This is a genomic window from Corynebacterium lehmanniae, from assembly GCF_043161975.1.
Taxonomy (GTDB): domain Bacteria; phylum Actinomycetota; class Actinomycetes; order Mycobacteriales; family Mycobacteriaceae; genus Corynebacterium; species Corynebacterium lehmanniae.
In genome coordinates this window covers 465869-485036 of the sequence record NZ_CP170998.1, presented here as the reverse complement: position 1 = coordinate 485036, position 19168 = coordinate 465869, and the positions used below count along the sequence as shown (strand labels likewise).

At 65.6% G+C, this 19168-nt stretch carries 14 protein-coding genes; 3 read left to right on the top strand and 11 right to left on the bottom strand.

What is annotated here, in order from left to right:
- Positions 1–31 precede the first annotated feature (31 nt).
- A complete protein-coding gene (locus ACF3NP_RS02315) occupies positions 32–538 on the top strand; it encodes a hypothetical protein (protein ID WP_181888713.1) in 507 nt (168 codons plus the stop codon).
- A gap of 73 nt (positions 539–611) precedes the next feature.
- On the opposite strand, the gene dnaE is transcribed toward ACF3NP_RS02315, so the two are convergent.
- From dnaE to lspA, 7 genes are read right to left on the bottom strand one after another with little or no spacing between them, the layout of a single operon-like run.
- Entirely contained in the window at positions 612–4172 is a 3561-nt protein-coding gene (dnaE, locus tag ACF3NP_RS02310; protein ID WP_181888714.1) for a DNA polymerase III subunit alpha, read from the bottom strand.
- 57 nt (positions 4173–4229) lie between these two features.
- Positions 4230–5498 (bottom strand): ABC transporter permease, encoded by a 1269-nt coding sequence (locus ACF3NP_RS02305; protein ID WP_181888715.1) that lies wholly within the window; start codon positions 5496–5498, stop codon positions 4230–4232.
- Positions 5499–6236, bottom strand: coding sequence for an ABC transporter ATP-binding protein (locus tag ACF3NP_RS02300; protein ID WP_370645825.1), 738 nt, complete (start codon positions 6234–6236; stop codon positions 5499–5501).
- A complete protein-coding gene (locus ACF3NP_RS02295) occupies positions 6237–7940 on the bottom strand; it encodes an efflux RND transporter periplasmic adaptor subunit (RefSeq protein ID WP_181888716.1) in 1704 nt (567 codons plus the stop codon).
- Between the two features lie 13 nt (positions 7941–7953).
- Positions 7954–8487, bottom strand: coding sequence for a hypothetical protein (locus tag ACF3NP_RS02290; protein WP_181888717.1), 534 nt, complete (start codon positions 8485–8487; stop codon positions 7954–7956).
- Positions 8488–9369: an RluA family pseudouridine synthase gene (locus ACF3NP_RS02285; protein ID WP_181889611.1), complete on the bottom strand. Its 882-nt coding sequence runs from the start codon at positions 9367–9369 to the stop codon at positions 8488–8490.
- Positions 9370–9406: 37 nt separating this feature from the next.
- Positions 9407–9916: a signal peptidase II gene (gene lspA, locus ACF3NP_RS02280; RefSeq protein WP_181888718.1), complete on the bottom strand. Its 510-nt coding sequence runs from the start codon at positions 9914–9916 to the stop codon at positions 9407–9409.
- A 72-nt stretch (positions 9917–9988) separates the two neighbouring features.
- On the opposite strand from lspA, the gene ACF3NP_RS02275 reads away from it, so the two are divergent.
- Complete coding sequence (locus tag ACF3NP_RS02275; RefSeq protein WP_181888719.1) at positions 9989–10927, top strand: DUF6263 family protein; 939 nt, start codon at positions 9989–9991, stop codon at positions 10925–10927.
- Here the strand turns inward: ACF3NP_RS02275 and ACF3NP_RS02270 are convergent.
- Positions 10924–11544 carry a hypothetical protein gene (locus tag ACF3NP_RS02270; protein WP_392398909.1) on the bottom strand — a complete coding sequence of 207 codons (621 nt, stop codon included), beginning with the start codon at positions 11542–11544 and terminating at the stop codon, positions 10924–10926. The two genes, ACF3NP_RS02275 and ACF3NP_RS02270, sit on opposite strands and share 4 nt — an antisense overlap.
- Before the next feature lie 74 nt (positions 11545–11618).
- Here ACF3NP_RS02270 and ACF3NP_RS02265 point away from each other — a divergent pair, with 74 nt between their 5' ends.
- The gene (locus ACF3NP_RS02265; protein WP_181888721.1) at positions 11619–12509 is read left to right on the top strand and encodes an asparaginase; all 891 of its coding nucleotides are present in this window, start codon (positions 11619–11621) and stop codon (positions 12507–12509) included.
- Here the strand turns inward: ACF3NP_RS02265 and ACF3NP_RS02260 are convergent.
- From ACF3NP_RS02260 to ileS, 3 genes are all read right to left on the bottom strand, one after another.
- Complete coding sequence (locus ACF3NP_RS02260; protein WP_181888722.1) at positions 12498–13880, bottom strand: DNA polymerase IV; 1383 nt, start codon at positions 13878–13880, stop codon at positions 12498–12500. The genes ACF3NP_RS02265 and ACF3NP_RS02260 overlap by 12 nt on opposite strands.
- 43 nt (positions 13881–13923) lie before the next feature.
- The gene (locus ACF3NP_RS02255) at positions 13924–15222 is read right to left on the bottom strand and encodes an HNH endonuclease signature motif containing protein (protein ID WP_181888723.1); all 1299 of its coding nucleotides are present in this window, start codon (positions 15220–15222) and stop codon (positions 13924–13926) included.
- Positions 15223–15777: 555 nt separating this feature from the next.
- Positions 15778–18954: an isoleucine--tRNA ligase gene (ileS, locus tag ACF3NP_RS02250; RefSeq protein WP_392398908.1), complete on the bottom strand. Its 3177-nt coding sequence runs from the start codon at positions 18952–18954 to the stop codon at positions 15778–15780.
- Between the last annotated feature and the right edge of the window lie 214 nt (positions 18955–19168).

The window sequence follows — 19168 nt, the reverse complement described above, 5'->3', positions numbered from 1 at the left end:
CCGCTCTCTTTCGCCTGAGGAAGGTCAATCAATGAAGTCCCGTTTCGTAGCCGCGTCTTTCGCGGCAACCGCAATCGCAGCCGGCTCCCTCGCGGGTGCCGCAGCCGCCGCCGAAGCTGATACTTCGACGACGACCACGTCCACCACTGCCGAGCCGTCCACCACGGCTACGCAGGATTCCAAGATGACTACCACGGCGCCCACTACGACCAACGAGCCGGCCCCCACCAAGAAGACTCCGGCAGTGGTTGAGCCGTCCGGCACTGCCACTACCCCGGCTACTACCACTACGCCGGCCACCACGACGGCTACCACCGAGCCGACCGGAACCAACGTCCTGACCAATACCACGACGCCGACCTACACCCCGCCGGCATGGCTGCAGCCGTCCTCCTACGAGGAGCAGGCGCTCGAAGTGATCGGTAAGATCTCTCTCTGGGTCACTGCACTCGCAGCGGCGATCAGCTCCCTGATGGTGGTTGTGGGCGCAGTCCCAGGCTTGAAGGAGAACCTCAAGCAGCTGACGGGCAAGAAGTAAGAGCCTGTAGCACAAACGCGAAGCCCGCCCGGTTTTACACCGGACGGGCTTTCCGTTTGCCTAGCACCAGGTGCTAGCCCAAGATCCCGGCTCCCAGTGTCGCCTTCAAATCGCCCATCAAGCTGGCAGAGCGGTTCACGCGCAGGTGGTCGCCCAGAATCATCAGTTGGCTGTGCTCGCCGTTGACCAGATTCAGGTAGACGTCGGAGTCGCCGGCGTTGTTCACCAGCACGCCCTTGAGCTTCGCGATGTTTTCCGCCGTGCACTGGTCCGTGCGCATGGTCAGGCGCAGCGGCAGGCCCGCACCGTTGCCGGGGCCGAGCTCGGGCACCTTCACGTCGTCGCCGAACAGGCTCATGCGGTCGTCGCGGATGGACACGTGCGCCTTGACCAGGATGATGTTGTCCTCCACAATCTGCGGCGCAACCAGTGCGTACACCTTGTTAAATAGCAGGACATCTACCTGGGCGCCGTGGTGGTCCTCAATGGTCACGATGGCCCACGGCGAGCCGTCCTTTTTAGAGAAGCGGCGGTCCACGGAGGAGATCAGCCCGCCGATGGTCACCTCCGCCCCGTTGCGCATTTCGCCGGAGAGGATGGTGGTCAGCTGGGTATCCGTCTGCGCGTCGATGGCCTCCTCGAAGCCGTCGAGCGGGTGGCCAGAGACGTACAGGCCGAGCATCTCGCGCTCCAGTGCGAGCTTGTGCTTTCGGTCCCATTCGTCGTCAGGCACCTCGATGGTGAACGCGGAATTGTCGGCGCCGTCTTCCCCGCCAAAACCGGCGAAGAGGTCGAACTGCCCCTTGTCCGCCGCTTTCTTCGTGGCAAGGACGGAATCGACGGCGTCTTCCTGGATCAGCATGAGCCCCTTGCGCGGGTGCTCCAACGAGTCGAACGCGCCGGCCTTGATCAGCGATTCTGTGATTCGCTTGTTGCAGGCCGCCAGCTCGATCTTGTCCAGGTAGTCGGAGAAGCTGGTGAACGCTCCTTTTTCCTTTCTGGTCTTCTTGATGGACTCCACCACTTCCACGCCGACGTTGCGCACGGCGGCAAGCCCGTAGCGGATGTCGTCGCCGACAGCCATGAAGTTCTCTTCGGACTCATTGATGTCCGGCTGCAGCACGCTAATGCCCAGGTGACGGCAATCCGACAGGTAGATCGCGGACTTGTCCTTCTTGTCGCCCACGGAGGTCAAAAGCGCAGCCATGTACTCAGCGGCGTAGTTCGCCTTCATGTAGGCCGTCCAGTAGGACACCAGCGCATAACCTGCGGCGTGGGACTTGTTGAACGCGTACGACGCGAACGGCTCGATGGTGCCCCACAGCGCGTCCACGGCCTCCTTGGAGTAGCCGTTGGAGAACATGCCGGCGGAAAACGTCTCGTACTGCTTCGCAAGCACCTCCGGCTTCTTCTTACCCATGGCCTTGCGGAAGCCGTCTGCTTGGCCGGCCGTGTAGTTCGCCACCTTCTGCGAGATGTTCATGATCTGCTCTTGGTAGACGATCAGGCCGTAGGTTTCGTCCAGGATCTCCTTGAGCGGCTCTTCCAGCTCCGGGTGGATCGGCGTGATCGGCTTGCGCCCGTTTTTGCGGTCCGCGTAATCCCAGTGGGCGTTCACACCCATCGGGCCCGGGCGGTACAACGCCAGCGACGCGACAATATCGTTGAAGCCGGTCGGCTTCATGCGCTTGAGCAGCTCCTGCATGCCGCCGGAATCCAGCTGGAACACGCCCAGGGTCTCGCCGCGTGAAAGCAGCTCGTAGACTGCCTGGTCGTCGGTGTCCAACGCCTCGAGGTCGATGGTTTCGCCGCGGTTTTTCTTCACGTTCTCCAGCGCGTCGCCGAGCACCGTGAGGTTGCGCAGCCCCAGGAAGTCCATCTTCAGCAGGCCGATGGCCTCGCACGCCGGGTAGTCCCAGCCGGTGATGATCGCCCCGTCGGCCGGGCGCTTCCACATCGGGATGTGCTCCATCAGCGGCACCGACGCCATAATCACCGCGCACGCGTGCACGCCGGCCTGGCGCACCACGCCCTCGAGACCGCGCGCAGTCTCATAAATCTTGGCCACGTCCGGATCCGTCTCAATCAGCGAGCGGACCTCCGCGGCTTCGGTGTAGCGCTCGTGCTCCGGGTCGGTGATGCCGGACAGCGGAATGTCCTTCGCCATGATCGCCGGCGGCAGCGCGCCGTTGATGCGGTCCGCCATCTGGAAGCCGGGCTGGCCGAAGTTCACCTTCGCCGAGTCCTTGATCGCCTGCTTCGTCTTCACCGTGCCGAAGGTGATCACCTGGGCGATCTTGTCCTCACCCCAGCGCTCGGCGGCGTATGTGATCATCTCGCCGCGGCGGCGGTCGTCGAAGTCGATATCGATATCCGGCGCGGACGGGCGCTCCGGGTTCAAGAATCGCTCGAAGAGCAGGCCGTGCTCCATCGGGTCAATGTTGGTGATCGTCAGCGCGTACGCAACCAGGGAACCTGCCGCGGAACCACGGCCCGGTCCGACGCGGATGCCGATCTCGCGGGCGTGTTTGATCAGCTCCGCCACGATGAGGAAGTAGGACGGGTAGCCCTTCATGTCGATGACGTCGATCTCGTAGCTCGCGCGCGTGAGGTACTCCTCCGGCACCTCTCCCCCGTCGAAGCGATCCTCCAGCCCGCGCTGGACTTCCTCGCGCAGCCACGTGGTCGGGGTGTGCCCCTCCGGCACATCGGCAATCGGCATACGGTCGTGCGGGTGCTCCTCCCACAGCTCGCCGTAGTCGCCGACGCGCTCCGCGATCCACAAGGTGTTGTCGCAGCCGTCCGGCACCGTGGAATCCCACAGCTCGCGCATCTGCTCCGCGGACTTGATGTAGTAGCCGGTGCCGTCGAACTTGAAGCGGTCCGGGTCAAGCAAGGTCTTACCGGTCTGCACACACAGCATCGCCTCGTGCGCCGGCGCCTGGGATTCGAGCACGTAGTGGCAGTCGTTGGTCACCAGCGGCGGCAGATCCAGAGCCTGGCCGATGCGCAGCAGGTCCTCGCGCACGCGCCGCTCAATGTGCAGGCCGTGGTCCATCAGCTCCAAGAAGTAGTTGTCCTTGCCGTAGATGTCCTGCCACATCGCCGCAGCCTCCAACGCGGCGTCGTATTGGCCCAGGCGCAGGCGCGTCTGCACGTCGCCCGACGGGCAGCCCGTGGTGGCGATGATGCCGTCGGCGTGCTCGGCAATCAGCTCCGCGTCCATGCGCGGCCACTTGCCCAGCTGTCCCTCGTAAGACGCCAACGACGACAGCTTGAACAGGTTGCGCAGGCCCGTCGCATTTTCCGCCAGCATGGTCTGGTGCAGGTACGCGCCGGACGCGGAAACGTCGTCACGCTTCTGGTCCGGGGTGCCCCACAGCACGCGCTTCTTGTTGAAGCGGGACTCAGGTGCCATGTACGCCTCGATGCCGATGATCGGCTTGACCCCGGCATCCACCATGCGGCGGTAAAACGCGTTCGAGCCGAACATGTTGCCGTGGTCGGTCATGCCCACCGCGGGCATGCCCTGGCGCACCACTTCGTCGGCGAGCATGTCCACCTTCGCCATGCCGTCCAGCATGGAAAATTCGGTGTGGTTATGCAGGTGCACGAAGGAGGATTTTTTGGCCATGCGGCTCATCTTAGACGGCGCGCCGACACGCGCGAATCCCCTCGAAAACCAGTGCGGTTACTCGTACCGGAGGGCGTCGATAGGCTGCATCTTCGCCGCCTTCGAGGCGGGGTACGCGCCGAAAAACACACCTGTCGCGAGCGAGAACAGCAGCGCGAAAATCACGGCGCTCAGCGGCGGCCACGTCAGGTCCAACACCGCGGAACTTGCGATCATGCCGATCGCGCCGCCGAGGATCACACCGATGATGCCGCCGATGAGGCAGACCAGCATCGCCTCGACGATGAACTGCACACGGATGTCGTTCTGCGTCGCACCCAGGGCCTTGCGCACACCGATCTCGCGGGTGCGCTCGGTGACCGTGATGAGCATGATGTTCATCACGCCGATGCCGCCGACGAGCAGCGAGATGCCGCCGATGGCGGACAGCACCGTGGACAGCGTGCGGAAGATCGTGGTCAGGCCCTCCAGGCTCGCGGAGATGTCGAAAACCTCAGCCTCGTAATCCTCGTTGCCCGCGTACTTGCGGTCCAAGTAGGACTGCAGGTCCGCGCGGAAGACCTCCGGGTCTTCCTCGGGTGAGGAGCGGACGCTAAACGACGGGGTCCAGCTGGCGTCCAGCCCAACCCGGTCCGCGGCCGTGGCCGGAATGAAGATCTCCGCGGCTGCAGACTGCCCGAACGCGGGGTCCTTCTCCGCCCGCTCCAGCACACCGACGATGGTGAACACGCTGGTGGTGCCGTCCACGTCCACGTCGAAGCGGGAGCCGAGGGCGGCGGCAGAATCGCCGTCGAAAAGCGCCTCAACAAGCTCGGGCGAGACCACCGCGACGGGGCGGCGGCCGTCGAGCATGTCCTGCGTGATGCCGCGCCCGTACTGCACCTTCAGGCTGCGCAGGTCTAGCGAGCCGGTCAGCGCGGGGTTGATGCCGACGGAGACGGAATCGTCGCCGGTGCTGGCCTCGCCCTGGCCGGAGACGTCGATGTCCACGCCGCGGATCCGGTCGCCGAATGTGGAGGACAGGTCGTTGAGGTCGTCCAAGCTCATGCCGTCGCGCTCCTCCGACGGTGGGGCCATGCCGAAGCCCGCGAACGGGTCGTCGCTGCCCTCGCCCTCCTCGGGGCGCTCGTGGATCATGACCGGGTAGGTGGTGGTTCCGGCGTCTTCGAGGCCGCCCATGACGTCGTTTTCCAGGGCGCGGCCGAGCGTCATAATGATGATCACGGCCATGATGCCGATGATGATTCCCAGGAGTGTCAGCAGCGAGCGCAGCTTGTTCGTGTTCAGGCTGGACATGGCCAGCCGCATCGATTCGCGGATGTTCATCTAGCTCGCCCCTCCCGGTTGACGCACGCCGGCGATGCGGCCGTCCATCATTTCCACCACGCGTCCGGTCTCTTCGGCGAGCTCCGGGTTGTGGGTAATGAACACGATGGCCTTGCCCAAGTCCTGGTTCAGCTCGTGGAACAGGTCCATCACCATGCGGCCGGTCTTCGAGTCCAGCGCGCCTGTGGGCTCGTCCGCGAGAAGCAGATCCGGGTCGTTGGCCAGGCTGCGCGCGATGGCCACGCGCTGCTTCTGGCCGCCGGAAAGCTCGTTCGGATTGTGGTGCAGGCGGTCGCCCATGCCCATCCGGTCCAGCAGCTCGGCGGCGCGCTCGTCGCGCTCCTTGCGCTCCACACCGGCGTACATCATGGGCATGGCCACGTTCTGCAGCGCGTCCATGCGCCCGATCAGGTTGAAGTTCTGGAAGATGAAGCCGATGTTCTTGCTGCGGTAGGACGCGAGCTCTTTGTCTTCCTTGGCGTAGACCGGCTCGCCGTTGAAGGCGTAGGCACCCTCCGTGGGCCTATCCAGCATGCCGATCAGGTTCATCAACGTGGACTTGCCGCAGCCGGACGGGCCGACGATGGAGACGAACTCGCCCTGGTCGGCGTAGAAGTCCACCCCGTGCAGCACCGTCAGTTCGCTGGGTTCGCCCTCGTTGTAGGTTTTGACCACATTGCGCATGTCGATGAGCAGGCCGGAATCGGCCATGCCGCCGTGCTTGGAAGCCTCCGTCATCTACTGCTGCCCCTCGGCGGCACGACGGGTGCTGGTGACCGTCACCGTGGCCGTGGTGCGCTCCTTCTTCTCCCGCGCCTGACGCACCTGGTCCGGGTTGAAGTTCGGGTCCGTGATCTCCACGCTCTCGCCAAGGCGGCCCTGGTACTCATCCGGCCAGTTGATCACGATGTCGCCCGGCTTGAGCTCGCCGCCGGTGACTGCGACGTCCACGTCGTTGGAGGCGCCGGTCTTCACCTTGCGCTCCTCGACGGTGCCGGATGTGGCGTCGTCGCCGTCCGTGGCCAGCACGAGCACCTTCTGGTCGTTGTCCTCGCCGTAGACGGCGTCCAGCGGCACGTTCAGCGCGTCCTTCGCCTCGGCGGTGATGATCTCCGCTCGGGCGGAACCGCCGAGCAGCAGGCCTTCCTTGTCGCCGGTGACCTCGATCTCCACGGGGAAGGTCACCTCGCTGGACTTGTTGTTGCCCTGCTGCGGCATACCTTGCATCGGGTTCTGGTTGCCGCTGGCAACGGAATCGGACGCCGGCGCGATACGGGTGACGCGGCCCTTAAACGTCTTCTTGCCGGTGGCGGTGGTGGTGAACTCCACCCGGTCGCCCTCCTTGACGTTGGGGACGTCCGACTCGCGCACGTCGGTGCGGATGACCAAGCGGGAGTCATCCGCGATGGTGAGCAGCTTGCCCTGCGGGATGTCGCCCTCGCGCACGTCCACGCTGGTAACCAGGCCCGCCATCGGGGCGTAGATGGTGGATTCGCGCACCTGGTACTCCAGGGTGCCGTCACCGTCGCCGAGCTGTGCAGTCTCTGCCTGTCGCGTGGCAGAATCCAGCTGCGCCTGCAGCTGGTTGCCTTCCTGCGCTGCCGCGGACTGCGCCGCCGCCAGGCCCGCCTTCGCGTCCTGCAACGCCGCGCTAGCCTCTTCGACGCTCATGCCCGCGCCCACGGCAGCACCGCTACCGGCGCCGCCGCCAGCGTTCTCCCCCGTCAGCTGCGCCAGCTGCTCCGGGCTCAGCTGGCCCGGCACCTGCTCCGGAGCTGGCACAGCCGGCGCCTCCGGTGCAGCAGGCGCCGCCGGCGCGGCCGGGGGCGCTGTCCTAATGCCCAGGTTCGAGGAAATGTCGCCGGCGGCGCGCTCAACAGCCGCGATGCCGCGGTTGATCATGCGGGGTCCGCCGTTGGCGGCCACGGCTGCGTCGTACGCCGCCTGCGCCTGATTGACCTGCGCCTGGGCGGCGCGGATGGCCTCGTTGGTGCCGTTGTTCACGCTTTCCTGGTGGGCGTTGAGCGCCGCGCGCGCCTGATCCACCTGCGCCTGGGCGTCGGCCTGCGCGTTGGCCTGCTGCTTCTGCTGCACCTCCAGCTGGCGCTCCAGCTGCTCGGAGTTCATGGAGGCCAAGAACTGCTGCGGCTGCACGCGGTCGCCAGCCTTGACTGCCACCTTTTCCACCTCGGACTGCACCGGGGTGGAGATGTTCACGGAGCGGATCGGCTCGATCGTGCCGTTGACCACCACACTGTCGGACACGCCCTCGTTGGTGGCCACGGTGTAGTCGCCGGGGTTCAGGCCCGCGCCCTCAGCACTGTCGTCGCCGCCTCCGCCGAAACCGCAGGCGCCGAGGAAGAGCGCGGAGGTTGTCACCAACGCAAGCCCCGCGCGGGTAAGACGCTTGTGTCCGGTCGAGTTTTCGGTAGAGGAAGTCAAGAGCTCTCCTTGCCTAACGGTGCAAAACGGGCTTGCGTACAACTCCGCAAACTATACACCCCCCACGTGTCGCAGAAGGAGTGATGGAAAACGCTCCCCACACCGCGTCCGCTGGCAGCATTTCCACAGCAAGGACCGTGTCCGTGGCGTTAATCCGCTCCAGTTGCGTGCGCGGGGCAAACACTACTGCTCCGGCGATTGGGGAGGCGGTGGCGGACCGGAGGACGTCGATACGCATTTTGCCTATCGACGCCTCCGGGACCACCACCGGAGCCACCCCCGGAACCACCAGCGCGCTCACGCGCGGGGCGGGCTCGAGTGCCGCGGCAGCATCGTCGGGGTCAAGCGGCCGGTCGAAGGTGACCAACGCGAAGGAGGCCTCATCGTGGTCGAGAGTTGCGGCGGCGCGCTGGACGTACTGCTGCGCGGTCTCCCCCTCCTCCGGGCCGAGCTGGTCTCCTTGCAGCACTGGCGGGGCGGGCGGGTTGGCCTCGCCGACGAGCCAGAACCCGGCCACGAGCGCGAGCACCAGGGCGAGTGCGCGCATCTAGCCGTTCCGCACTTTATCCAGCGCTGTGCGCAGATCCTTCGGGTACTCGGAGGAGACCTCCATGTACTCGCCGGTGCGCGGGTGGGTAAAGCCCAGCTTGGTGGCGTGCAGCCACTGGCGCTTCAGGCCCAGCTCCTTGGCCAGGTTCGGGTCGGAGCCGTACATGGGGTCGCCCACGCAGGGATGCCCCACCGAGGACATGTGCACGCGGATCTGGTGTGTGCGCCCGGTTTCGAGGTGGATGTCCAAAAGACTCGCGCGGCGGAATGCCTCGATGACGCTGTAGTGGGTCACGCTCGGGCGGCCGTCCTGGGTGACGGCGAACTTCCAGCCTGCAGACGGGTGGCGCGCAATCGGCGCGTCAATGGTGCCCTCGATCGGATCCGGCAGCCCCTGGACCAGCGCGTGGTAGGTCTTGTCCACCGTGCGCTCCTTGAAGGCGCGCTTGAGCACGGAGTAGGCGGGCACGCTCGCCGCCACGATCATCACGCCGGAGGTGCCCACGTCCAAGCGTTGCACAATGCCCTGGCGCTCCGGGGGCCCGGCGTCCGGCAGGGTAAAGCCCATCGCCTGCAAACCTCCCACCACGTCCGGGCCTTCCCAGCCCAGCGTGGGGTGCGCGGCCACGCCCACCGGTTTGTCCACGGCGATCACGTCCGCGTCCTGGTAGAGGATCTCCAGTCCCTCCACCAGCTCGGTCACCGGCTGCGGGGCGCGCTTCGGCTCAGGCAGGGTGACTTCCAGCATCGCGCCTGTGGCGACGCGGTCGGACTTTTGGGCGGCAGCTCCGTCGACAAGCACATCGCCCTCCGCCGCCATCTCGGAGGCGACGGAGCGGGAGACTCCGAAGAGCTTGGCGATCGCCGCGTCCACCCGCATGCCCTCAAGCCCCTCAGGCACGGGCAGGGCCCTGAACTCACCGCCCACGTTCGCCTCCCTTCATCTCCGCCGCGAGCGTGCCCAGGATGAACACGACAACGCCGACGGTGATCGACGCATCGGCCAAGTTGAACACCGCGAAGTTTCCTACGGAGATGTAGTCCACCACGTGGCCGAACCAGAATCCGGGGTCCCGAAACAAGCGGTCCGTGAGGTTGCCCAACGCGCCGCCCGCAACAAGTGCGAGCCCCAGCGCCTCCCACTTCGAGGTCATGCGCGGCCCGAACCACAGCGCACCCAGCACGAACGCCAGCTGGATCGCGGTGAACAACCAGGTGAGGTTCTCCCCCATGGAAAACGCCGCGCCGGAGTTGAACAGCAGGTAGAAGCGGAACCAGTCCCCGATCACCGGCTGCGGCACACCGGGCTCCAGCCAGTTCAGCATCAGCTGCTTGACCAGCTGGTCCACCGCGGCAACCGCGAGCGTGACCGCAGCCACCAAGACGAGGTAGCGCGGGGTGCGTTGTGCTGTCGTGTCCTGCTTCATCGCCGAACCACTTTAGCCGGTCGCATGCGGGCTGCCTGTATTCCGCTGCGCGGGCCAGGTAGCTTTTGAAGAATGTTCCGCACCCTCCGCAGTATCACCGCCGCCGCCACGCTCACCCTCGCGCTCACCGCCTGTTCCTCAGCAGATGACGATCCGGTGGCCGGGGTGCCGGCATTTCCTATCGACGCTCCTTCGGTCACCCTGGTCAACCCCGGCGAGAACCCGGATGAGGTGCGCTACTCGCCCGCCGCTGAGTGGGATACCTCAGTTGCGGTCTCCTCCGGCGTGGACCAGCACGTGGCAGCTCCCGGCGAAGCCGAGGATGCCAACGCACCCGCCGGTGGCGACGTGAACAAGACCACCCTGCCGCTGACGGTGACCGCCGGCGAAGCCCCGGCCCCTTCCGACGGCGAAGAGGACGCCGATTCCCGCATCGACTTCGTGGTCGGCTCCGGCAAGCATTCCGATCTCGACATCGGCCAGGATGTCGCCGCTTCCGAGGGGTTCCGTATGAGCTGGCGCGCCGAGGACACCGGCCGCGTGTCCACCTTGAAACTGCTCGCTCCAACTGATGCGCCGCAGCGCGGCCTGCAGCACGTCGAACCCACCCTGCTCGCCCTCATCAACAGCACCGTCGTCTTCCCCGACGAGCCGATCGGCCCCGGCGCGACGTGGACCGTGGAAAACCGCGTCGCAGGCGACGCCTCCATGACGCGCACCACCACCTACACGCTGGTCTCGCGCGACGGGGACACTCTGACGCTAGACACGAAGGTTGAGGAACGCCCCCAGAACAACACCGTCACCGTAGACGGCCCCGGCGAACTCGAGGGCGAAAGCGTGCAGGTGGATTCCTCCCGCACCACCTCCGAGGGCCAGATCGTGGTGGACCTGTCGCGTCCGCTGCCGGTGTCCGGCCAGACCGCCTGGACCACCCGCCTAATCTACGGCGGAGACGAGAAAGCGCGGGTGGTCCAAGACATCACCCGCGCTGTGCAGTACGGCGCTTAGAGCGCCGGCGCTTCGGCCGGTGCTTCGGCCGGCGGCTGCTCGGCCGGCGCCTGCTCGGCCGGGGCTTCGGCCGGCGCCTGCTCGGCCGGCGCCTCAGGGGCGGCGGGGGCGCCGCTGTTGCACATGTCCGGCACCTGCTCCGGCGGCAGCGTGTTGCTGACCAGGAAGCATGCCCAGCTCTTGGAGATCTTCCAGTTTCCTTCCTCGTTGATGAACTCCACGTCCTCCGCCAGCTGGGATTCGGCGTTCGGGCGGGTGAAGTTCACGGTGGCGAGCACCGAGTTGGCGGTGTAGCCCGGCAACACCGGGTTGACCACCTGGAAGTTCGCGCCGGATTCCTGCTGCGACTGCGTCATCAGGTCGAACAGCTCCGGCGTGGTCTCGCCGCCCTGCACGGTGTTCGCTCGCTCGGCGATCGGCAGGTTCGGGTCGGCAGCGCGCTGCAGCACGGCGTTGAGCTCTTCCGCCGTCGGCATTTCCGCCACCGGCGCTGCCTCGGAGGAGGCCGACTGGGACGCGGCGGTAGTTTCAGTCGTGTCCGAATCCTCGGAGCAGGCAGTCAGGCTCAGCGCAAGCCCCGCGACAGCTGCGGCTGCGACAAGTTTCGGTGTTTTCACGTGTTCTCCTTGCGTAGCGTAAATCTCTCGCTTCACGTTACTGCACACCCGCAACTTTCTGGCACTCTGTGTGCATGAACGTGTTAGTCATCTCAACCGGCGGCACGATCGCCTCCACTGCAAACGCCCGCGGCGCGCTCGTGCCCACCCTCACTGGCGAGGAACTCGTCGACCGCTGCGGCACCACTCGCCAGGTGCGCGCGATCGACGTGGCCAGCCTGGACTCTTCGTCCATGGGCTTGGCCGAGATCGACATGTTGCGCGAAACCGTGCGCACTTCGCTTCTCGACGACTCCGCCTCCCTCGTCATCACCCACGGCACCGACTCCATGGCCGAGACCGCCCTCGCGCTTGACCTCGTCCACGCCGACCCCCGCCCTGTAGTGCTCACCGGCGCGATGCGCTCCGCCGACCACGCGCGCCCCGACGGGCCTGCCAACCTGCGCGGGGCGATCGAGGTGGCCGCCAGCCGGCGCGACACCGGCGTGCTCGTCCACTCTGCCGGCGAGACCCTCCCGGCGCGCGGGTTGATGAAGACGCAAACCACCGCCGAGCACGCCTTCACTCTCACCAGCGGCTCGCCCCTGCCCCGCCCCATGGCGGTGCCTCCCGCGCCACTGGCCGGGTTGAACATCCCCATCATCCGCGCGTGGGCCGGCGCCGACGACGCCCTCATCCGCGCGCTCGGGCCTATCGACGGGCTCGTCTTAGAAGCCCTCGGTTCCGGCAATGTGTCGGCGTGCATGGGCGGAGCCGTCGCAAAGCTGCTGCGTCGCGGGGTCCCTGTGGTTGTCGCCACGTCGGTGCCCTACGGCGAGGTGTCGTTCGCGTACGGCGGGGCCGGCGGCGGCTCCACCCTCGGCGATCTTGGCGCGCTGCCCGCCGGCTACCTCAGCGCCAGCCAGGCCCGCATCGCGCTGGCCACCGCGCTGGCCAGCGGCGTGAACCCGAGCTCACTGTTGTGAGAACCAGTCCTCCCACGCCAGCGAATCCAACGGGTCGGCCTGCTGGAGCTGCGGGTCGTCCGCGCGCAGACTCTTGATCCTGCCCGGGCCCGTCGCCCGCGTTTCAAACCGCACCGTCACCCACCCCTTGCCGGCGCCCTGGACCCAGCCGTGGCCGTAGTCCGGGTGGTAGACGTCCTGAGTCGCGCGCCACACGCCTCGCTCCGGTGCTGACTCCTGAAGCACCTCCGTATCCAACTGGGTTTCGTGGTCGCTCACCCCGGTTTCGTAGTCCACCGACACCGGCGCCGGCTTCACAATCGCCTGGTCCAGCTCCGGAAAGAGCACATCCTGCAACGTGTCCTCCAGCCCCGAGTACGACACTCCCACCAACCGGATCGGGCCCACCTCGTCCGGATAGCGCACGATCCGGAAGGCAGTGGCCAGCAGCGTCTCCGCGTCATCGGTGGCGTACGGCAGCGTCGCCGAACGCGACTCGATGCGGAAGTCCGCCATCCGCAGCTTCACCGTCACCGTTCGCGCCCCGCGGCCGTCCTTGCGCAGCCTGCGGTGCGACTCCGCAGCCGCCCGCTCCAACGCCGCGTCCACCTCCGGCGGGGTGGTCAGATCCTGCGGGTACGTGTGCTCCGAGGAGATCTGTTTCGACTCCGCCCTCGGCGCCACCGGCCGCTCGTCCACGCCCCGCGCCAACCACCACAGCTGCTTGCCCACCGCGCCGCCGATGGCGATGTCCAGCTCTTTCTCGCTGAGGTTGGCGAGGTCACCGATCGTTTCAATTCCGGCAGCGAGCAGCTTCGATTCCGTCACCGGGCCCACACCCCACAGCTCGTTGACCGGCATCGGGTGCAAAATCTCTAGCTGCCGATCGTGCGGGATGACAAACACCCCGTCCGGCTTTGCCCGGCCCGAACCGATCTTTGCGTATTGCTTTCCCGGACCGGCCCCGATCGAGCTGGGCAAGCCCGTCTCCTCCTTGATGGCTGCGCGCAGCTCGTTCGACCACTGTTCCACATCCTCCGGGCTCGCCCCGACCAAGTCCTCCGGCTCCATGAACGCCTCGTCGATGGACAGCTGCTCCACCACGTCCACGTGCCTGCCGATTACCTCGAACACCCGCCGCGACGCCGCCACGTAGACCGGCCTGCGCGGCGCCACTAGCACCGCCTTCGACCCCACCAGGCGCGCCGCCCGGTGCGTCGGCATCGCTGAGCGCGCCCCGTACTTGCGTGCCTCGTAGCTGGCGCCTGCGACCACGCCGCGGCCCGTTACTCCCGCCACCAGCACTGGGCGTCCTTTGAGCGTCGGCCGGGTCAGCTGCTCGCAGGAGGCGTAGAACGCATCCATGTCGATGTGCAGCACCCAGCGGTTCATGTCCACCACTGTGCACCACCGGGACCGCCTAGTTCCAATCTCCTCACCCGGCGAACGAATCTCCGGTGACGTACTCCATCCGCCTCGGCTGCTTTCGATTACGCGAGACGAACCGGGCACCGTTTTTGAACGTGAAGAACAAGTCGCTCCCCTGGCGCTCGATGGTGATCACTCCGTGGCTCACCTGGGAGTGGCAGCTCGAGCACAGCGGGATCAGGTTGTCCAAGTCGGTCATGCCTCCGTGCTCCCACTCCTTTATGTGGTGCATCTCTATGAAGCGCCTATGCGAACATCCAGGCATGGCGCACTGATACCCCCAGATCGCGAGCAGTGCCTGCACCTGGCCGTCTGTAGCGAACCTCCGCGAACGTCCGACGCGGATAGTCAGTCCCGTGTCATCCAGCAAGTGCAAACGCACCATCGCATTAGCGAGGTAGCTGCGCACGTCCTCAGAACAGGCCGAGCGGTTTTCCGGCATCCAGCACTGACCTTGCTGATTCACCATGAGGTTAACCTGCACGCCAGGGCTACGAAGCGGACTCCTTGGGTTTGCACGGACCATATCGATCATTGACAACAACGCCCCGTACACATCCTGTTTTTCTGGAGGCCCGTAGCGCGACACCGAACGCGCGATGTCGTCCATGGTGATCTTCGTGCGCTTGCGTGGAGCGCGGTCCTGCTCCGACGGGACGGCGTCTTCGGCGGCAGCTGCGTCGTCGATAAGCTTCTGCACCTTCTCCGAATCCTGCAGATCATCCGGGTCCACATCCTCGAGACCGAAACTGGCCAACTGCGCCACCTTCAGCGCAGTCAGGAGCTTTTGGCCGGCTACCGCCGGAAGCCTCGCCTCGAAGGCGAGCATGCCGTCGTCGCACTCGCGGGCGCGAGCGAAAGGTTCAGTCGGGTCCTCCTCTTTGGGCCTTGCCCCGGCGAGCAAAAGCTGAAGATCAGCAAACGACATGCTCAGCGCGAGCTCGACGTACTGCTCCTCGTTGTACTCATCCAGGTACCGGAGAAGGAAGCGAACTGTCGAATACGGCATCACCCCCGATTCGAATGCGTCGTACAAACGCCTGAACTTCCTCAGCCCCCGCGCCACGCGCACATACTCGAATGCTGTGGCCTCCGGGAGGTTGAGCTCGGTACGCAACCACGTTGCCGTCGACCTCTCCCCGTACTGCTCCGCGAGCCCTTGTTCGTCGAACTGTCCCACCGCATCGAGCATTAGCGCCCGGTGGTGATTGGCCGACAATTGATTGCATTTGATCTGGTCCTCGAGCACCTCTGCCGACAGACCACCCGTTCGGCCTTCCGTACGTTCGTCCACCGCAATTGTCATGGTTAATCCCCTCACTCATGAACATTGACACCTTTATAGAACGCTCATGTGTTCGAGTCAAGGGTTTTGCAGAAAATGTTCACTGAAGTGGACAATGCATGCGACTTAACTAATTTTGAGCGTCGAACATAGAAGCCTTTCACTATGCAGCTGCATAGTGGGTGTCTCCCCGGAGCGCCCGCTTGAGCCGCGCGAAACTATGCCGCTGCATAGTGGGTGTGTCCCCAAAGTTGGTCAGAAAACTATGCAGCTGCATAAGCGGTTCCACCCATACGCCCCCACACACGCCCCGAAAGACTATGCAGCTGCATAGTGGATACCCCGCTCCGCACACCCCGGGAGACTATGCCACTGCATAGTGGGTGTCTACCCAAAGTTGGTCAGAAAAACTATGCAGCTGCATAGTCGCCTCCCCCTCGGACGCCCCACACGACCCCCCACGACCACGCCAGAAACTATGCCGCTGCATAGTGTCCACAAACATGCTGACCCTGCTCAGCGCGAAGAAAGGAGCCCCACTCTGCACGAGTGAGGCTCCAGCCTAACCTTCCAGCCTTAGCTGTCCTTCCGAACAGTGGCGGTCACGCCGTCGACGATGTCGTGGCCCTCGACGGGCTCGGTGACCACGTCGAAGGACGTCGCCAGGGTCTCGGCGGCGATGTGGTCCGCGTGGGTGCGGGCCCACGCTTCCCTCTCAGCCGGCACGGCCAGCACCACGGCGATGCGGTCGGAGACCTCGAAGCCCTCGTGCTTGCGGGCGTCCTGCAGGCCGCGGATCACGTCTGCGGCCCAGCCCTCGGCCTCGAGTTCCTCGGTGACCTCGGTGTCGAGGACGACCAAGCCGACGGTGCCATCGGCGTCGACACGCGCGGTGCTCTCCGGGTTCTCCGCCACCAGTCGCTCGGTGTAAAGCTCCGGGGTGAGTACGATGTCGCCGTCGACCACCACGTCGTCGCCTCGGCGCTCGTAGTTGCCGGCCTTGACGTTCTTGATGGCGCGCTGCACGTCTCGGCCCAGCGACGGGCCAGCCACCTTCGCGTTGACCACGACTTCGAAGGATCCGGCGGAGTCAACGTCGTCAGTCAAAACGACGTCCTTCACGTTCACCTCGTCGCGGATGGTGGAGCGGAACGGCTCAAGCTTGGCGGAATCCGGCAGCGCGACGGTGAGCTTCGGCAGAGGCAGGCGGTTGCGCAGCTTGTTCGCCTTTCGCACTGACGACGCCGCAGAGCAGACCGCGCGGGTCGCATCCATGGCGGCGACCAGGTCAGCGTCGGCCGGCAGCTCGGTCGCCTGCGGGTAATCCGTCAGGTGCACCGAACGGCCTCCGGTAAGCCCGCGCCAGATCACCTCGGAGACGTACGGAAGTAGCGGCGCCACCGCGCGGGAGACGACCTCGAGCACCGTGTAGAGGGTGTTGAACGCCTCCGGGTGCGCCTCCTGGCCCTCCCAAAAACGGTCGCGGGAGCGGCGCACGTACCAGTTGGTCAACGTGTCGGCGTAACGGCGCACCTCGTCGCAGGCGTCGGCGATGCGCGTGTCGTCCAACGCCTCCCCCACTGCTGCGACCAGGTCGTGCGTCTTGGCCAGGATGTAGCGGTCGAGCACGTTATCCGAGTCCACGGACCACTGCGCGTCCTCCGAGGAGTACAGCTGCAGGAACGTGTAGGCGTTCCAGATCGGCAGCAGCGCGTGGCGCACTCCCTCGCGGATGCCTTGCTCGGTGACGATCAGGTTGCCGCCGCGCAAGATCGGCGAGGACATGAGGAACCAGCGCATGGCGTCGGAGCCGTCGCGGTCGAAGACCTCCATGACGTCCGGGTAGTTGCCCTTCGACTTGGACATCTTCAGACCATCGGAGCCCAGCACGATGCCGTGGGCGACAACCTTCTTGAACGCGACGCGGTCGAAAAGCGCGGTGGACATGACGTGCTGGAGGTAGAACCAGCCGCGCGTCTGGCCGGAGTACTCCACGATGAAGTCGGCCGGCTGGCGGGTCTCAAACTCTTCGCGGTTCTCAAACGGGTAGTGGTACTGCGCGAACGGCATGGAGCCGGACTCGAACCAGCAGTCCAGCACGTCCGGCACGCGGCGCATCATGGACTTACCGGTCGGGTCGTCCGGGTTCGGTCGCACCAGCTCGTCGATGTGCGGGCGGTGCAGGGACTTCGGACGAGTGCCAAAGTCGCGCTCCAGCTCATCCAGGGAACCGTAGACGTCCACGCGCGGGTACTCCGGGTTGTCGGAGACCCACGCCGGCACCGGCGAGCCCCAGTAGCGGGTGCGGGAGATGTTCCAGTCGCGCGCGCCCTCAAGCCACTTTCCAAACTGGCCGTCGCGGATGTGCGACGGGATCCACTCGATCTCCTGGTTCAGCTCCACCATCCGGTCGCGGAACTCGGTGACCTTCACAAACCAGGCCGGCAGCGCCATGTAGATCAGCGGTTCGCCGGAGCGCCAGGAGTGCGGGTAGGAGTGCACGATGGTCTGGTCGCGCAGCACGCGGCCCTTGGCGCGCAGGTCGCGGATGATGTCGCGGTTGGCGTCGAAGACCAGCTTGCCCTCGTACTCCGGCACCAGCGAGGTGAACTTGCCGTCGGCGTCGACGGGGATGACCAGGTCGATGCCGTATTCCTGGCAGGTGAGCATGTCGTCCTCACCGAAGGCGGGTGCCTGGTGGACCACGCCGGTGCCGTCCTCGGTGGTCACGTAGTCCGCGTTGAGGATCATGAACGCGTTGTCGTGGTCGCGGAAGTAGTCGAAGACCGGCTCGTATTCCAGGCCCTCCAGCTGCGCGCCGAGATAGGTGGCTACGACCTCGTACTCGCCGAGCTCCTTCGCATAGGCGCCGAGCAGATTCGTCGCCAAGAGCAATTGCTTATCGACGAAACCTTCGGCCCCGTCCGCACCGACCTTAACCAACGAGTACTCCACCTCGGGGTGGACCGCGAGGGCCAAGTTGGACGGCAAGGTCCACGGGGTCGTGGTCCAGGCGATAGCGGAGGCGTCGTGAAGCTCAGGGTGCTCGGCCCAGGTCTTCTCCGCCGCGTAGCCTGCGCGCCCGCCTGTAAACGGCAGGGTGACGGTAACGGTGGGGTCCTGGCGGTCGCGGTAGGAGTCGTCCAGGCGGGTCTCCTGGTTGGACAGCGGAGTGTGCTCGGCCCAGGAGTACGGCAGGACGCGGAAGCCCTGGTAGATCAGGCCCTTGTCGTAGAGCTCCTTGAACGCCCACATGACGGACTCCATGTACTCCGGGTCCATGGTCTTGTAGCCGTTTTCGAAGTCCACCCAGCGAGCCTGGCGGGTGACGTAGTCCTCCCACTCGCCCGCGTAGTGCATGACGGACTTGGCGCAGTACTCGTTGAACTGCTCCAGGCCCATGTCCTCGATCTGGGCTTTGTCGGTGATGCCGAGCTGCTTCTCCGCCTCCAGCTCTGCGGGCAGGCCGTGGCAGTCCCAGCCGAAGACGCGCGGGACGTGGAAGCCGGACATGGTGCGGAAACGCGGCACGATGTCCTTGACGTAGCCGGTGAGCAGGTGGCCGTAGTGCGGCATGCCGTTGGCGAATGGAGGGCCGTCGTTGAACACGTACTCCTCGCAGCCCTCGCGCTGCTCTAGGGAGGCCTTGAACGTGCCGTCCGTGTTCCAGTAGTCGAGGACGACGCGTTCCATCTCCGGGAAACGGTCGCTGCCGCCGGTCATGTCAACCTTGGGGTAGACGTTGCCAACCATGACATCACTCCTTCAGCCGTGCAGGGACGCATTGCTGCGCGGTACCACCCTGCTTGGGGCAATTGCCCCCACTTCATTTCGGTGAAGGAAGTTACGTCTTCCGTGTGTGACGTCCGGGTCTAGTAAGCAAAAGCCGTTCTTCCGGAAACGCTCCCCGGTGATGGCCGGATCATTGCGTGTTACGAGTAACGCCCAGCATCCTACAGGGATGCTG